Annotated in this window: 14 protein-coding genes; 6 read left to right on the forward strand and 8 right to left on the reverse strand. The window is 42.0% G+C overall.

The annotated features are described in order from the left end of the window. Positions 1–2: 2 nt before the first annotated feature. From cmk to gyrA, 4 genes are all read right to left on the reverse strand, one after another. Positions 3–689: a (d)CMP kinase gene (gene cmk / locus ISG33_RS05540; RefSeq protein WP_195732515.1), complete on the reverse strand. Its 687-nt coding sequence runs from the start codon at positions 687–689 to the stop codon at positions 3–5. Between the two features lie 91 nt (positions 690–780). After that, positions 781–2,061, reverse strand: coding sequence for a 3-phosphoshikimate 1-carboxyvinyltransferase (gene aroA, locus ISG33_RS05545; protein WP_195732516.1), 1,281 nt, complete (start codon positions 2,059–2,061; stop codon positions 781–783). Continuing rightward, the gene (serC, locus tag ISG33_RS05550; RefSeq protein ID WP_195733046.1) at positions 2,062–3,153 is read right to left on the reverse strand and encodes a 3-phosphoserine/phosphohydroxythreonine transaminase; all 1,092 of its coding nucleotides are present in this window, start codon (positions 3,151–3,153) and stop codon (positions 2,062–2,064) included. 86 nt (positions 3,154–3,239) lie between these two features. Beyond that, a complete protein-coding gene (gyrA, locus tag ISG33_RS05555) occupies positions 3,240–5,900 on the reverse strand; it encodes a DNA topoisomerase (ATP-hydrolyzing) subunit A (RefSeq protein WP_229333457.1) in 2,661 nt (886 codons plus the stop codon). Positions 5,901–6,139: 239 nt separating this feature from the next. Between gyrA and ubiG the strand changes: the two genes are divergently transcribed. From ubiG to yfaE, 4 genes are all read left to right on the forward strand, one after another. Beyond that, a complete protein-coding gene (gene ubiG, locus ISG33_RS05560; RefSeq protein WP_195732517.1) occupies positions 6,140–6,850 on the forward strand; it encodes a bifunctional 2-polyprenyl-6-hydroxyphenol methylase/3-demethylubiquinol 3-O-methyltransferase UbiG in 711 nt (236 codons plus the stop codon). A gap of 406 nt (positions 6,851–7,256) precedes the next feature. Then, a complete protein-coding gene (nrdA, locus tag ISG33_RS05565) occupies positions 7,257–9,578 on the forward strand; it encodes a class 1a ribonucleoside-diphosphate reductase subunit alpha (RefSeq protein WP_195732518.1) in 2,322 nt (773 codons plus the stop codon). A 31-nt stretch (positions 9,579–9,609) separates the two neighbouring features. Beyond that, entirely contained in the window at positions 9,610–10,740 is a 1,131-nt protein-coding gene (gene nrdB / locus ISG33_RS05570) for a class Ia ribonucleoside-diphosphate reductase subunit beta (RefSeq protein ID WP_195732519.1), read from the forward strand. 27 nt (positions 10,741–10,767) lie between these two features. Continuing rightward, on the forward strand, positions 10,768–11,013 hold the full coding sequence (yfaE, locus tag ISG33_RS05575) for a class I ribonucleotide reductase maintenance protein YfaE (protein ID WP_229333498.1): 246 nt from the start codon (positions 10,768–10,770) through the stop codon (positions 11,011–11,013). A 113-nt stretch (positions 11,014–11,126) separates the two neighbouring features. On the opposite strand, the gene ISG33_RS05580 is transcribed toward yfaE, so the two are convergent. The 4 genes from ISG33_RS05580 to dapA all read right to left on the reverse strand — a co-directional run bounded on the left by ISG33_RS05580 (position 11,127) and on the right by dapA (position 14,697). Continuing rightward, positions 11,127–11,912 carry a DsbC family protein gene (locus tag ISG33_RS05580; RefSeq protein WP_195732521.1) on the reverse strand — a complete coding sequence of 262 codons (786 nt, stop codon included), beginning with the start codon at positions 11,910–11,912 and terminating at the stop codon, positions 11,127–11,129. 66 nt (positions 11,913–11,978) lie between these two features. After that, entirely contained in the window at positions 11,979–12,689 is a 711-nt protein-coding gene (purC, locus tag ISG33_RS05585; RefSeq protein WP_195732522.1) for a phosphoribosylaminoimidazolesuccinocarboxamide synthase, read from the reverse strand. A gap of 18 nt (positions 12,690–12,707) precedes the next feature. Then, entirely contained in the window at positions 12,708–13,808 is a 1,101-nt protein-coding gene (bamC, locus tag ISG33_RS05590) for an NlpB/DapX family lipoprotein (RefSeq protein WP_195732523.1), read from the reverse strand. Next, positions 13,798–14,697, reverse strand: coding sequence for a 4-hydroxy-tetrahydrodipicolinate synthase (gene dapA / locus ISG33_RS05595; protein WP_195733047.1), 900 nt, complete (start codon positions 14,695–14,697; stop codon positions 13,798–13,800). The genes bamC and dapA overlap by 11 nt, the downstream gene beginning before the upstream one ends. A 250-nt stretch (positions 14,698–14,947) precedes the next feature. Between dapA and ISG33_RS05600 the strand changes: the two genes are divergently transcribed. Both ISG33_RS05600 and bcp read left to right on the forward strand, forming a co-directional pair. Then, positions 14,948–15,508: a glycine cleavage system transcriptional repressor gene (locus tag ISG33_RS05600; protein ID WP_195733048.1), complete on the forward strand. Its 561-nt coding sequence runs from the start codon at positions 14,948–14,950 to the stop codon at positions 15,506–15,508. Next, entirely contained in the window at positions 15,486–15,950 is a 465-nt protein-coding gene (gene bcp, locus ISG33_RS05605) for a thioredoxin-dependent thiol peroxidase (RefSeq protein WP_195732524.1), read from the forward strand. Before ISG33_RS05600 ends, bcp begins: the two co-directional genes overlap by 23 nt. The last annotated feature ends 44 nt before the right edge of the window (positions 15,951–15,994 follow it).

The raw sequence follows: 15,994 nt of genomic DNA on the forward strand, positions 1-15,994 counted from the left end.
GCTTAGATATCGTCACCAAACAATTTGGTTTCGATAAAATCCTTTGCCTTTTCAAACACTTGCTTAACGCTCAAGGAGGTGGAGTCGAGTACCATAGCGTCGCTAGCTGCCACCAAAGGCGCTACCGCTCTATTCGAATCTCTTTCGTCTCTTGCGTGGATGTCAGATAAAAGGCGCGAAAGTATAACATCGTGCCCCTTGTCTTTCAACTGATCGAAGCGACGTTGTGCCCGTGCTTCTGCGCTGGCAGTTAAAAATATCTTTGCATCAGCATTTGGAAAAACCACCGTTCCCATATCTCGACCATCTGCAACTAATCCAGGCATTTCCGAAAATGCTCTTTGGCGTCTCAATAGAGCTTCGCGAACAGTAGGTAATGCAGCAACTTGTGATGCAATTGCGCCAACCTCTTCCGTCCTAATATCGTCAGTAACATCTTCACCTTCAAGAATGACCCTTACACCACTTTTGTGAGCGTCGAAGGTGACATCAAGACTAGATGCTAAAGGAAGAATTCCGTCTTCATCATCGGGAGAGATAGCGTGATGGGTAACGGCTACTGCTAATACCCTATATATTGCGCCACTGTCGAGAAAGCGCCATTGAAAATGCTCTGCGAGCAGCGTGCTGAGTGTACCTTTGCCAGCACCACTCGGGCCATCAACAGTGATAATTGGTACTTTTTCCATTTGGAACTCCATCCGCTACGGTAGGTAAAAACGGCGCAATTATACGCACCTGACTAGACAGTGCAATGGCAAATGTCGTGAACGCCAGCTATCAACTACAAATAGACTCAAAGACATCAAAATAATTTGGAAACGTTTTAGCGGTGCATTTGGGGTCGTTTATCGTGATCCCTGCATCACCCAATGCAAGCAGAGAAAAACACATCGCCATGCGATGATCATTGTAGGTATCAATGTTGGCATGCAATAGAGAGTTTGCTGGCGTAACTTGTATAAAATCATGGCCTTCGACCACTTCCGCGCCTACTTTACGAAGCTCTGTTGCCATAGCATTTAACCGATCAGTTTCTTTTACTCGCCAGTTGTAAACATTGCTTATGGTTGTTGTACCTTCTGCAAAAAGAGCCGTGGTAGCTATCGTCATTGCAGCATCTGGAATATGGTTCATATCCATGTTAACCGCTGTCAAAGGAGCGCCTGTTACGGCAATGTAATCATTTCCCCACTCAACCTTCGCACCCATGGCCTCAAGCACATCAGCGAAGGCGACATCGCCTTGTATTGATGACCTGCCCACGCCAGTAACTTTTACCGTACCACCTTTTATCGCAGCCGCTGCTAGAAAGTAAGATGCAGATGAGGCGTCGCCTTCTACTAAAAATGACGTTGGCGCAAGGTATTTGGCATTTTTAGAAATAGAGAATGATTGGTAATTGTCGTTATCAACAACAACACCAAATTTTTCCATAGTCTTGAGCGTAATATCGATGTAGGGCTTAGATACTAGCTCACCTTTTATGGCAATCCTCACATTTTGATTGAGCAATGGTGCCGCCATGAGCAAAGCAGTTAAGAATTGACTCGATACTGAACCGTCCACCTCAAAACCATCAACATCTAGCTTTTTCCCACGTATCTTCAATGGTGGGAAACCTTCTGCTTTTAGGTAAGTGATATCGGCTCCAGCAGCTAAAAGTGGCTCTACGAGATCTCCGATAGGACGTTCTTCCATGCGCGGTTCGCCAGTAAGCTCAACATCAACATCTGAAAATGCCAAAGCCGCACACAAGGGGCGCATGGCTGTTCCAGCATTACCCAGAAACAAGCTAAGGGCTTCAGAGCATGAAAAAGCCCCGCCCATACCAACAAGTTCACAGCGAGTTTTGTTATCACTTAATGTGTAATTAACCCCCAATTTAGTAAGGGCATTCAGCATGTGCTGAATGTCTTCGCTGTCTAGCAAATTGGTTAACGTTGTCACACCTTCAGACAATGCCGCTAATAACAGCGCTCGGTTTGAGAGACTTTTTGAGCCAGGCACGTTCACTTCGCCATTCACCTTGCTAATTGGGCTAAGGGTTACACTTTCCATTTATCCGTTTTTCCTTTCAAATTCTTGCATAAAACTCACTAATGCCTTTACGCCTTCTATCGGCATTGCGTTGTATATGCTAGCGCGCATTCCACCTACAGCGCGATGCCCTTTTAATGCAACTAATCCACTCTGTTCTGCTTGCTTCAAAAACTCTGCATTTAGTGCGTCGTTATTTAACTGAAAAGTTACGTTCATTTTTGAACGATATTCGTTGGCAACACTATTTTGATAAAAACCAGTCTTATCAATTTGTTTGTACAGAAGTTCACTTTTTTCTTGGTTAACTTTGGCAATAGAAGCTAAGCCGCCCTGCTGTTTGAGCCATTTAAAAACAAGCCCCGCCAGATACCATGAGAAAGTTGGCGGCGTGTTATACATTGATCCGCTTTTTGCTTGCAGCTCATAATTGAGAATTGAGGGCGTTTCTTGTCTTGCAAGCCCAATTAAGTCATTTCTTACCACAACAACTGACAAACCAGAGGGGCCAATATTTTTCTGTGCACCGGCATATATTATGCCGAAGTCATCAATATTTATTGGTTTAGAAAGAATATTTGATGACATATCCGCTACAATCGGTACGTTGCCACTTTCTGACTTTGGCACCCAGTCTATTTCGATGCCATCCACTGTTTCATTGCTACAATAATGAAAGTAATCAGCATTTTCAGAAATTTTCCAATCTTTTTGAGTTGGTACGGTGGTCTTGCCATCAATGATGCACTGTGTAGCAACAATATGGGTCTTCATATATTTTTGAGCTTCTGCTTCTGCAGACACCGACCACTGCCCTGTGACGAGATGTTCGCTGAGCCCATTAGGTTTTGAAATATTCAAAGGCACAGCAGAAAATTGACCTCTTCCACCACCATGCATAAACAGCACTGTGTAATTGCACGAAATACCCAGTAGCTCACGCAGGTCAGCCTCAGCTTGTTCAGCTACTTCAATAAAGGGCTTACCTCGATGGCTTACCTCCATCACAGATGTGCCATGGTTTTGCCAGTCAGTAAACTCTTCTTGCGCCTGCTGCATGACTTCTTGAGGAAGCATTGCTGGCCCAGCACTAAAATTATATATATTCTGTATCAATTTCTATCTTCCCAAAACAAAATAAGCGGCATAACGCCGCTTATTAATACTTACTTATAAAACAATAAAAAAGTAATTAGCGACTAAGCACTTGGCTCTTCGTCAGAACCATTGTCTTCTTTAGTCGGGAGCTCTGTGCTAACGGCTGTTGACTCGGCGCTCTCTACTGAGGTCTCACCAGCGTTGCCATCTTCGCCCTCGGCTAGTTCATCTGCAACTTCAATTTCATCAATTCGCTGCAAACCAACTACATGCTCATCTTCAGCGGTTCGAATTAATCGAACACCTTGTGTATTTCTACCTACTGTAGATACCTCAGAAGCACGAGTCCTAACAAGGGTACCTTGGTCACTAATGAGCATAATTTCTTTACTTTCATCTACTTGTATCGCACCTACAACGAGGCCATTACGCTCAGAGACTTTGATTGAAACCACCCCTTTAGTTGCTCTACTCTTGGCAGGATACTCACCAATAGGCGTACGTTTCCCGAAACCGTTTTCCGTCGCGGTCAATACATCGCCCTCGCCTTGAGGTACAATTAATGAAACGACTTTTTCGTTTTCCATTAGACGAATGCCTCTTACACCCGTCGCTGTTCTGCCCATTGGTCGAACCTGGTCTTCACTAAATCGAACAACCTTACCTGCATCGGAAAACAGCATTATTTCGCTATCACCATCAGTAAGGTCAACACCAACCAATTCATTACCATCGTTGAGGTTAACCGCGATTATACCGTTGGCGCGTGGGCGTGAGTATTGCGTCAACTCGGTTTTCTTAACAGTGCCGTTTGTTGTTGCCATAAATACAAATTTACCCGCTTCAAATTCTTGAATTGGTAATATTGCTGTAATACGCTCACCGTCTTCTAACGGCAGAATATTAACTATCGGGCGACCTCTTGCATTTCTACTTGCCAATGGCAATTGATACACCTTAAGCCAATATAAACGACCTCTAGTCGAGAAACACAATATGTGATCATGCGTATTGGCCACCAACAACTTTTCAATGAAATCTTCTTCTTTCATCTTCGTTGCAGACTTACCTTTACCACCTCTTCGCTGAGCTTCATAATCGGAGAGTTTTTGATACTTCACATAGCCCTCTCGAGACAAAGTAACAACCACATCTTCCCTTTCAATGAGGTCTTCGATATCGATATCGTGGCTCGCCGCTGTGATTTCTGTTCGTCTTTCGTCACCGAACTCTTCGCGCACTGCCTCAAGCTCTTCTCTTATAACTTCCATCAAGCGCTCAGAGCTCGCAAGTATATGGAGTAGCTCAGCAATTACGTCAAGCAAAGCTTTGTATTCGTCTAATATTTTATCGTGTTCGAGCCCTGTCAGCTTATTAAGACGTAGATCAAGGATAGCTTGAGCTTGCTCTTCAGTGAGGAAGTATTGCCCGTCACGTATACCAAACTCAGGGGCAAGCCAATCTGGGCGCGCTGCGTCATTACCCGCTCTTGCGAGCATTTCTGCAACATCACCTAAGTCCCAGCCACGCGCAATGAGTGATTTTTTTGCATCAGAAGGACTTTGAGAGTTTTTGATCAGCTCTATAATAGGATCGATATTGACCAAGGCTATTGCTAAACCTTCAAGTATATGCGCTCTGTCGCGGGCTTTCTTTAATTCAAAAACAGTACGTCGAGTAACCACTTCTCGACGGTGAAGAACGAATTTCTGAAGTATATCTTTAAGGTTGAAGATTCGAGGCTGCGTGTTGTCCAAAGCCACCATATTAATGCCAAACACTGTTTGAAGCTGAGTGTTAGCATAAAGGTGGTTTAGCAGTACTTCAGCAGATTCATTGCGTTTAACTTCAATAACGATGCGCATGCCGTCTTTATCAGACTCGTCACGCAGAGCAGAAATTCCCTCAATACGTTTTTCTTTTACAAGTTCCGCTATTTTTTCAATTAGTCGAGCTTTATTTACCTGATAAGGTATTTCATGAACGATAATGGTTTCTTTGCCATTATCCTCTTGTTCTATCTCAGCCCGCGCACGCAAATATATTTTACCGCGTCCTGTTTTATAAGCATCGATGATTCCCTTGCGACCACTTATCAGTGCAGCCGTTGGAAAATCTGGCCCGGGAATAATATCGATGAGTTCTTCAATAGTCATATCCGGATTATTGATAAGCTCAATACACCCGTTGATAACCTCAGTTAAGTTATGTGGTGGTATGTTTGTTGCCATACCCACCGCAATACCCGATGAGCCATTAACCAACAGATTAGGTACTTTCGTTGGCAATACTTCTGGTATATGTTCTTGGCCATCATAATTAGGTACGAAATTAACCGTTTCTTTTTCAAGATCGGCCAATAATTCATGTGCTATCTTGGCCATTCTGATTTCTGTATATCGCATGGCTGCGGCAGAATCGCCATCGACGGAGCCGAAGTTGCCTTGCCCATCTACCAACATGTATCTAAGTGAAAAAGGTTGGGCCATTCGAACGATAGTGTCGTAAACAGCAGAGTCACCATGAGGGTGGTATTTACCAATAACATCACCTACGACACGTGCCGACTTTTTATAAGGTTTATTGTAGTCATTTTTAAGTTCGTTCATCGCGAACAAAACGCGTCTGTGAACGGGTTTTAAACCATCACGAACGTCGGGAAGTGCTCGACCTACAATGACGCTCATGGCGTAGTCTAGGTAAGAGTTTTTAAGTTCATCTTCGATGTTAATCGGAAGGATTTCTTTGGCGTTATCAGTCATAAACTGCACTGTCCTTTATTATTAATGGAGCCACCCTACGCTGGCATTATTCATTCTCTAAATGAACGTTAACCTGCCGGTGCAACTCTCGTGTTTTATTTTGGAGCCTGTAAGATGAAGATATTAGCATTAAGACTTCTGAATATGTAGATGTATGTCATAATAAATAACGAAAAAAAAACCTTTTAGTAGCCAAGACTACTGAAAGACGCAAAAGTACTTATTTAGAGGGGTGTTCCGTGGCCGAATTAAATGTAGATGATCAAGAAATTGAAAAGTTCTCTGCTTTGGCGTCGAAGTGGTGGGATAAGCAAGGGGAATTTAAACCCTTGCACGACATTAATCCTGTGCGCTTGGGCTTTATTGAGGAAAAAGCCAAAGGCTTATTCGATAAGTCTGTCTTAGATGTCGGTTGTGGCGGGGGAATCTTGGCTGAAGCGATGGCTGCTTCTGGGGCCAACGTCCAAGGTATAGATTTGGCACAAGAATCACTAAAAGTTGCAACGTTGCATGGTTTGGAATCGGGTATCAATGTGACCTACACATATTCCGCTGCGGAGGATTTTGCGAAAGATCATGCACAATATTTTGATGTGGTAACCTGTCTTGAGATGTTGGAGCATGTTCCAGATCCATGCTCGGTCGTATTAGCGTGCGCAGAGATGGTCAAGCCTGGGGGTTCCGTATTTTTTTCAACAATCAATCGGAATACCAAGAGTTGGTTGATGGCAATATTAGGTGCTGAATACATTCTGAATTTGGTACCAAAAGGAACTCATAGCCACAATAAGTTTATTCGCCCATCTGAGCTAAGTGCTTGGACAGAAAAGACCGAACTTGTTCAACAAGAAATAACAGGTTTGCATTTAAACCCTCTCACAGCGACGTATTATCTATCAGACAAAAACGTTGACGTTAATTACATGATGCACTGCATAAAACCCATCTAGCCACTATATCTAGTGGCCTTCACAAAATGCAACACTATATAGGCGATTTACCTTAAAACAATTTGCTATAAGGAAACCCCTTTTATATTAAAAAATTGTAGAAAAAATTATTCTTTCAGATAGTCGTTGCATCTGTTAAAAAGCACTCAAATTGTATTGCGGAAAGTTAGCTCACACTAACATATTTTACACTTGTGTTTTTATCACCCGAAAGCACTACATCTTGGGTTGCATATCGAGGTAAACCTCATTATCTTGTGTCTACATCAACTTACAAATGATCTACAAAGCGATAATATTCATACCTGTTAGGTAACTCATCGACGCATCAGGTTAGATCTCTAAGTTGACTTAAATGGACCTAATTACGCATCACACTCAGCGTAGACACAGAGCGATAATAAAAATGAACAATACTCTATTAGTAACAAAAAGAGATGGCACTCAAGAACCCCTCGAATTAGACAAAATCCACAAGGTTGTAACTTGGGCTGCAAAAGGTCTTTCCGACGTTTCTGTGTCGCAAGTCGAGATTAATGCGCAAATACAGTTTTACAACGGAATTAAGTCTGCCGAAATTCATGAGACGATGATAAAGTCTGCCGCCGACCTCATATCAACTGATGCCCCAGATTATCAATATCTAGCGGCACGACTCGCTATATTTCATCTTCGCAAAAAAGCATACGGACAATTTGAGCCGCCAGCTCTTTATACTCACGTCAAAGCCTTAGTGGAAGCGGAAAAGTACGACGCACATCTACTAGACGACTACACGAAGGAAGAATTCGACGCCATGGACGATTTTATCGACCACTGGAGAGATATGAACTTTAGCTATGCGGCTGTCAAACAGTTGGAAGGTAAGTATTTAGTTCAAAATAGAGTAAGCGGTGAAATATACGAAAGCGCACAGTTTCTCTATGTGCTTGTAGCGGCTTGCTTGTTCGCAAAATACCCCAAAGAAAGCCGACTGGACTACATCAAACGCTTCTATGATGCTGCATCAACTTTCAAACTGTCATTACCTACCCCGATCATGGCTGGTGTGCGAACCCCTACTCGACAATTCAGTTCGTGCGTACTCATCGAAACAGGTGATAGTTTAGATTCTATCAATGCATCAGCGTCAGCAATCGTGAAATATGTTAGTCAACGGGCTGGCATAGGTGTTAATGCTGGTAGAATTCGAGCATTGGGAAGTCCTATAAGAGGCGGTGAGGCTTTCCATACTGGCTGTATTCCTTTCTACAAATATTTCCAAACAGCGGTGAAAAGTTGTTCTCAAGGTGGTGTTCGCGGCGGTGCGGCAACCCTCTTCTATCCACTTTGGCATATGGAAGTAGAATCCTTATTAGTACTTAAAAATAATCGCGGAGTTGAAGAAAATCGGGTTCGTCACCTTGATTATGGTGTGCAGTTTAACAAGTTAATGTATACGCGCATGATAAAGGATGACTACATTACCCTATTTAGCCCTTCTGACACCCCAGGGCTTTATGACGCTTTCTTCGCAGACCAAGACGAATTTGAACGCTTGTACTGCATATATGAGGCTGATGAGTCTATTCGCAAGAAGCGTATTAAGGCTATTGAACTTTTCAGCTTGTTTATGCAAGAACGCGCCAGCACTGGGCGTATATATTTACAAAACGTCGATCATTGCAACACTCACAGCCCTTTCGACCCAAAAGTGGCGCCTGTTCGCCAAAGCAATCTTTGTTTAGAAATAGCGTTACCAACAAAACCTTTGTCTCATGTTAATGATGAAGAAGGTGAGATTGCCTTGTGTACACTTTCTGCGTTCAACTTAGGCGAAATAAAGAGCTTAGATGAATTTGAAGAATTATCAGATCTCGCCGTTAGGGCATTAGATAGCTTATTAGACTATCAAGACTACCCTGTACCCGCTGCTTATAACGCCACAATGGGACGAAGAACACTAGGAGTCGGTGTCATAAACTTTGCTTACTACCTTGCTAAGAATGGTGTTAAGTATAGCGATCATAGTGCGAACGGCCTGGTTCATCGAACTTTTGAAGCAATGCAATATTACCTATTAAAAGCCTCAATGGAGCTTGCAAAAGAAAAAGGGGCATGTCCAAAGTTCAATGAAACGACTTACTCACAAGGCTTAATGCCAGTGGACACCTATAAAAAAGATGTAGATGGTATATGCGCAGAGCCATTGCATTACGATTGGGATAGCTTACGAAAAGATATTGTTGAGCATGGCTTACGCAATAGTACCTTGTCTGCATTAATGCCATCAGAGACATCATCACAAATATCAAATGCGACAAATGGTATTGAACCGCCACGTGGGCATATCAGTATTAAAGCTAGTAAGGATGGTGTACTTAAGCAAGTAGTGCCAGAGTATCAACGATTAAAGAACGACTACGAGCTGCTGTGGGACATAAAGTCAAATGACGGCTACTTGCAGTTAGTCGCTATTATGCAGAAGTTTATTGACCAAACAATTTCTGCGAATACGAGTTACGACCCAGGCAAATACGAAGGCAACAAAGTACCAATGAAAGTCTTACTCAAAGACTTGCTAACAACATACAAGCTGGGTGTAAAGACACTTTACTACCACAACACTCGAGATGGCGCGTCGGACAACACCGACAAAGCCGTTGTATCTGAGAATGTAGCTAAACCTGCACAAGAGGTTGTTATACAAGAAGATGATGATTGTGCTGGCGGCGCTTGTAAAATTTAATTGATTAACCGGATGAGTGAAAACGATAAAAATGAAATACACAACTTTTAATCAAGAAAGCAACGATACGATGAAAGAGCCAATGTTTTTTGGTTCCCCGGTAAATGTAGCCCGCTACGATCAACAAAAGCATCCAATTTTTGAAAAATTGATAGAGAAACAAATATCATTTTTCTGGCGTCCTGAAGAAGTTGACGTGAGTAAAGATCGCATGGACTTTCAGAAACTGAGCGATGCTGAACGGCATATTTTCACCTCAAATTTGAAATACCAGACGCTACTTGATTCAGTACAAGGAAGAAGCCCAAACATTGCCTTTCTACCCATCATATCGATACCAGAACTGGAAACCTGGGTGGAAACTTGGTCCTTCTTCGAAACGATTCATTCTCGTTCCTACACACATATTCTGCGAAATTTGTTTACTGATCCTAGTGAGATTTTCGACGACATCGTAGTTAACGAAGAAATCGCGAAGCGTGCAACAGATATATCGAAATACTATGATGACCTGATCTTTGCCACTCAACTTTGGCAAACTAAAGGTGAAGGTGAACATGTTGTCGATGGCGAAACTCATCTCATCACAATGCGAGAACTCAAAAAGAAGCTATACCTTTGCATGAACTCTGTAAATGCACTCGAGGCGATTAGGTTCTACGTGTCATTCGCTTGTACCTTTGCATTTGCTGAGCGTGAATTGATGGAAGGAAACTCTAAAATCATTCGACTAATTGCTCGAGATGAAAACATCCATCTCACCTCAACTCAACATGTACTTAATCTGTGGGCGAAGGGCAAAGATGATCCTGAGATGGCTGAAATTGCTGCTGAATGCCATGAGGAAGCAAAAGCCATTTTCTTGAAAGCAGTGCAGCAAGAAAAAGAATGGGCTCACTATTTATTTAAAAATGGGTCGATGCTCGGGCTTAACGAAGAGATTCTGTGTCAGTACGTAGAATATATTGCGAATCATCGCATGGCAGCAATAGGAATGGGTCAGCCTTTTGAGATCAAAAGTAATCCCCTACCTTGGATGAACAATTATCTTAATTCTGACAATGTACAGGTAGCACCTCAGGAAACTGAGATAAGCAGTTATTTAGTAGGTCAAATAGACAGTGAAGTTGCTTCAGACGACTTCGAGGCATTTGAGCTCTAAGTGACTGAAAAAATAGGAACTTACAAGGTGCGAGTCGACGGCTTGCACAGTGTTTTTTCGGAAAGCGATGATAAAAGCCTACTTGAACATCTTGAATCCAACAACATTGAAGTTCACTACCATTGCCGGGAAGGCTACTGCGGCGCTTGTCGGACTAAGTTAAACGAAGGAAATGTGGATTATCATATTGATCCTCTCGCCTTTATTGACGACGATGAAATATTGCCATGTTGCTGCAAACCAACATCAGATATAGATATTACCCTGTACTAGCAACAGTACTAGCATTAAAACTGCAAAAAAAAAGACTGCCGATTTAAATGCAGTCTTTTTTATTGCGTAATAAGAAACCCTTTATTCAAAAGCTTTCTCTTACTATTTAGTAACTATTTGGCCTTATTGAACAGACTAATAACCATGCTTGACTCTTGGTAGCCTGGAATAATTTGTGTAGAAGCATCACTTAGGTACATAAACGGCGTACCTTGCAATCCCACATTTCTGCCTGCTAGTTGTCCTTTTCTAATGCTGTCAATGCACGATTGTTCATAGCTTGTCTTTACAAAGGCATTGTTATCGCTACCTTCTTTGATTTTTGTCATTGCTGTTTGCTTGTCATCAGCGCACATTACCTGCTTCAATTTTTCAAATGCAACTTCGCCATCTATAAGTTGACTCCTTGGATATGGAATGTACTTAACGTCGATGCCTGCCTTCTGATAATCAGCAACTTCCAAATGTAGTTTTCTACAATATCCACAGGTGGTATCAGAAAAAACATAGAGTTGGCCGATACTTTCACCCTCAGCCGGATAGGTAACGAAATCGTCTTCGTTCAATTTTGCAATTTCTTGCTGAGCTAATATTACCTGCCCTTTTTGTTTTTCGACTCTTGTCAGGTTTACCATATTTTGCAGGTCAAACACTTCTCCAATCACCGCCCTTTTACCGTCTTTAGTGACTACCAATGATTGCCCATCAATAGAAGCTTCATAAAGACCTTCCATATTCATAGAGCTTAATTCGCGATGAACAACTACATTTGCGTTAGCGAAGACTGGATTCGCCGCTCTCAGATTATTTTCAACAACGTTGAGTTCGTTTTCGTTAGCATTGGCATTAGAAAGTGCTAGTACTAAGGTCACGAATATTACTAATGATTTCTTCAACATAACTTACCCTGTAAATCAAAAAGAGTAGCTATGCTACTCTTTTGCTATTGCAATTAATATCTACGCTTATAAATCTAAGCCGATGCGTTTAGCTACTTCGATGTAAGACTCTACAACTGATCCCAAACCTTGTCTAAATCTATCTTTGTCGAGTTTTTTCTTCGTTTCTTTATCCCACAAACGACAACCATCTGGCGTAAACTCATCACCCAGCACAAGCTCACCTTGGCTAACACCAAATTCGAGTTTGTAATCAACGAGCAACATACCGCCTTCCTCGAAAAGAGGCTTTAAGACTGCATTTACTGCGAAGGTCAAGCGTTTCATTTCATCGATTTGCTCTTGAGTAGCCCAACCAAAAGCAGTGATGTGATAATCGTTAACCATCGGGTCATGGAGCGCATCGTTCTTGAGAAAAAACTCAAATGTGGGTGGGTCCAATACTAGCCCCTCTTGCACTCCTAGACGCTTTACCATCGAGCCAGCGGCAATGTTTCTTACAACACACTCTACTGGAATCATATCTAGTTTTTTAACAACGCACTCGGTATCAGAAATCAATGACTCGACCTGGGTCTTAATACCCGCAGCCTCCAACTTTTGCATAATGAAATGATTAAATTTATTGTTCACTTCACCTTTTCGCTCGAGCTGTTCAATCTTTTCACCATCGAAAGCCGATGTGTCATTTCTGAAATGTAAAACAAGCTTGTTAGCATCATCTGTAAGGAAAACCGTTTTGGCCTTACCTCTATATAGTTCGTTTCTTTTTTGCATTATAACGGTTTTCCTAGCTTAAATATCTAAATCTTCAGTACTCATATATTCTTTGAAGGGCGTAAACACCTCGCTGATGAGTGTTGTATCGAACGCACTGCTTTCTTCATTCATAAAAGTAACAGAAGTCTTCTCTCCAAGGCTCCCTACTTTCAAACGGTAGTCGTTCTTTTCGATTTCTAAATCTTCATTAGCGCCGAACAAACTACCCCACCACGATTGCTCAGTACCTTTATATTGAACAAATAGTAAGCCGGTTGACTGATCTAAATCCTTAACATCGAAACCCATTTTTCGAAGAACGAGTAACAAACGAGGCCAAGCGTTTTCATAGACTGCATCAACAACGATAGCTGGTTCACCGTCTTCATTAAAGCCCATGTTGCTCTCGAATCCCTGTCGAATTTTGGCAATGCGTTTGTCGCGTTCCAAGCGTATGCCAAAATCATAATCTTGAATAATCGCATTTAAAAAGTTAGCTTCTTGCACTCGCTTAGAGATAGGATCGACAGTTGCAATAGTTATCCCCTCACTCTCATCAATAAAATCAATAAGGCTTGTTTTCAGGGATGCCGTTCGACCATGAGGAGCAATACCAAGATCGAAGCGAAACTTTCTCTTCACTTCAACAAATGAGTCAGTAAAGTCGTACCAACTTGATGTGCCCTCAATTTGATCTACTACCCACTCAGTTTCGAGAACACGTTTATTATCATCGAAGGATGCAATGCCAATATTTTGTTTTTCAAGATAGTCAAGCACCGTGTTCCAAATTGTCGTTTCTAATGGCTCATCATCGTTAATTTGATCGAAAAGCACTTTAGTATCAGGCGAACCCTCTTCTACATGAGAGCCAGCGACTAGAGGAAGAACAAGTGATGGAGACAGCACCTTTAATTTCTGCCCTACTAGCTCGGTTGGAGCATTCTCGCCCAACTCAGGTAACTCATAACGTCGAGAAAAATTGGGTTTGTCTAATTCAGGCGGCACCTCTAACACTTTTTGTTGAGATGCTCCAAGATAATCGTAACTACCCGACGCAATCTCGCGCTCACCTTTACTTGCACAACCAGCAAACACTAAAACAACTGCGCCTAACCCTAACAATTTACTTTTCATTCGTAACCTGACTAATTAAATTCAACTTCTTGAGAGTTTCTTCGATTGCTTTTTTACTATTTAGTTCAGGTTGAACCATCGGTAAACGTAAAAAAGCGTCTTTTATCAATCCCATTTTATACAAGGCCCATTTAGGAATTACTGGGTTTGGTTCAATAAACAATTCTCTGTGTAATGCCATAACCTGCTTATTTATGTCTTGCGCTAGCACAATATTTTTATCTAATGCAGCGTTGCACATATCACTCATTGCTTTGGGTGCTATATTAGCGGTAACAGAGATGACTCCGTCCCCCCCTTCACACATAAAATTACACCCAGTCTCATCATCGCCGCTGAAGAACAAAAATGAGTCATCAACCAAACGCTTCATCTCTTTGAAACGCTGAATATCACCTGTCGCATCTTTAATCCCAATGATATTTTTGTGCTCAGCCAATTCTGCAACGGTATCAGAGTGCATATCGGCGACAGTACGTCCGGGTACATTATAGAGCATCAAGGGAACGTCGGTGGCGCTAGCTATCGCATTAAAATGCGCAACCATTCCAGCTTGCTGTGGTTTATTGTAGTAAGGAACGACGCTAAGGAAACCATCAACTCCCAATGGTGCGATTTGCTCGCTTAAAAAAATAGCTTCTGCCGTTGAGTTTGCGCCACTACCGGCAATAACCGGTACTTTTTTGTCAACTAAATCAACAACTCGTTTTACAACATCGACGTGCTCTTGAAACGGAAGCGTTGCACTTTCACCTGTAGTGCCAACCGCAACGATTCCGTGAGTTCCATTTTGAATATGAAACTCGACTAAAGCTTGCAAACTCTTGTCATCAACCTTTCCATCTGCCAACATCGGTGTTACCAATGCAACATAGCTTCCTTTAAACATCATTCCCCCTTAAAACTTGGTCGTCATGTTAAGGTCACAAGCTAGTAAACACAAGCATATATGCACAGAACTCACTACTTTTTTTAGCTTATTGGCTACTAAAGATAGAAAAACCAAAATATGCTCTACTGCATTTCTTTTCAGACAATATTTACGCTTCAATCAACCTGCCAGCTTTGGTGGCACTTATGTGACAATAAGATTGCTTATGATACACTCTGCAAACAATCAGCTTTCGCAATCAACACAAATGAAACAACAGGTTATTGTTAATATCTTAGGCACAGACAAGTTGGGAATATTAAGTATCATCAGCGCTTGCGTAAATGATGGAAACTGTAACATTCTTGATAGTCGCCATGCGATTTATGGCAGAGATTTTTCATTGTCTATGATAGTGGAAGGCAGTCACGCAGCTATCACCAAGTTAGAAATGCAACTTTCAAGCCTGTGCGTAGAGCATGATCTGCTATCAATGATGAAGCGTACAAGTGGACACGCTAAGCAGAATCTCGAGCAATTAATTAATCTCGAATTCGTCGGAGCGGATGCTGTAGGTATAATCCAACGAGTCACCACCTTTCTCACTGAACGGCAAGTGTCTGTGAGCGCGTTGCGACAGAAAACTTACAATGATAAATCAACAAACACTGAGCATGTGAAATGCAAAATGGTGCTCAGTGCAACTAGACAACTTGACTTGGCAGACTTCGACAGCGAATTAAAGACATTAATGTGCTCACTGGGTCTTCATGGTAAAGTTACGCATAACGAAATAAAGGAAGAAAATGAACACATTGAAAGCTGGTGATAAAGCCCCTCAATTTTCACTCCCGAATCAAGATGATAAAATGGTGTCTCTGACCGACTTTTTGGGCAAAAAAGTGCTGGTTTATTTTTACCCAAAAGCAATGACACCAGGCTGCACAATTCAAGCCCAAGGTCTTAGAGATGCAAAAGCTCAGTTGGATGATAATAACGTAGTCGTGCTTGGTGTTAGCCCTGACGCGGTAAAACGTCTTCCAAAATTTATCGAGAAAGAAAATCTCAATTTCACCCTACTGTCTGATGAAGACCACAGCGTAGCAGATGCCTTCGGTGTATGGGGGCTCAAAAAGTTCATGGGTAAGGAGTATGACGGCATTCATCGCATATCCTTTTTGATAGATGAGTCTGGCGTTGTTTCTCATGTGATAGATAAGTTCAAAACAAAGAATCATCATGAGGTTGTGTTAGAAACACTTAAGGGCTAGCGCGATAGAGATCGTTTCATTTAAAACGACTCCTAAGAGTCGTT

The sequence above is a fragment of the Marinibium conchae genome (assembly GCF_015595035.1).
Taxonomy (GTDB): Bacteria; Pseudomonadota; Gammaproteobacteria; order Enterobacterales; family Alteromonadaceae; genus Glaciecola.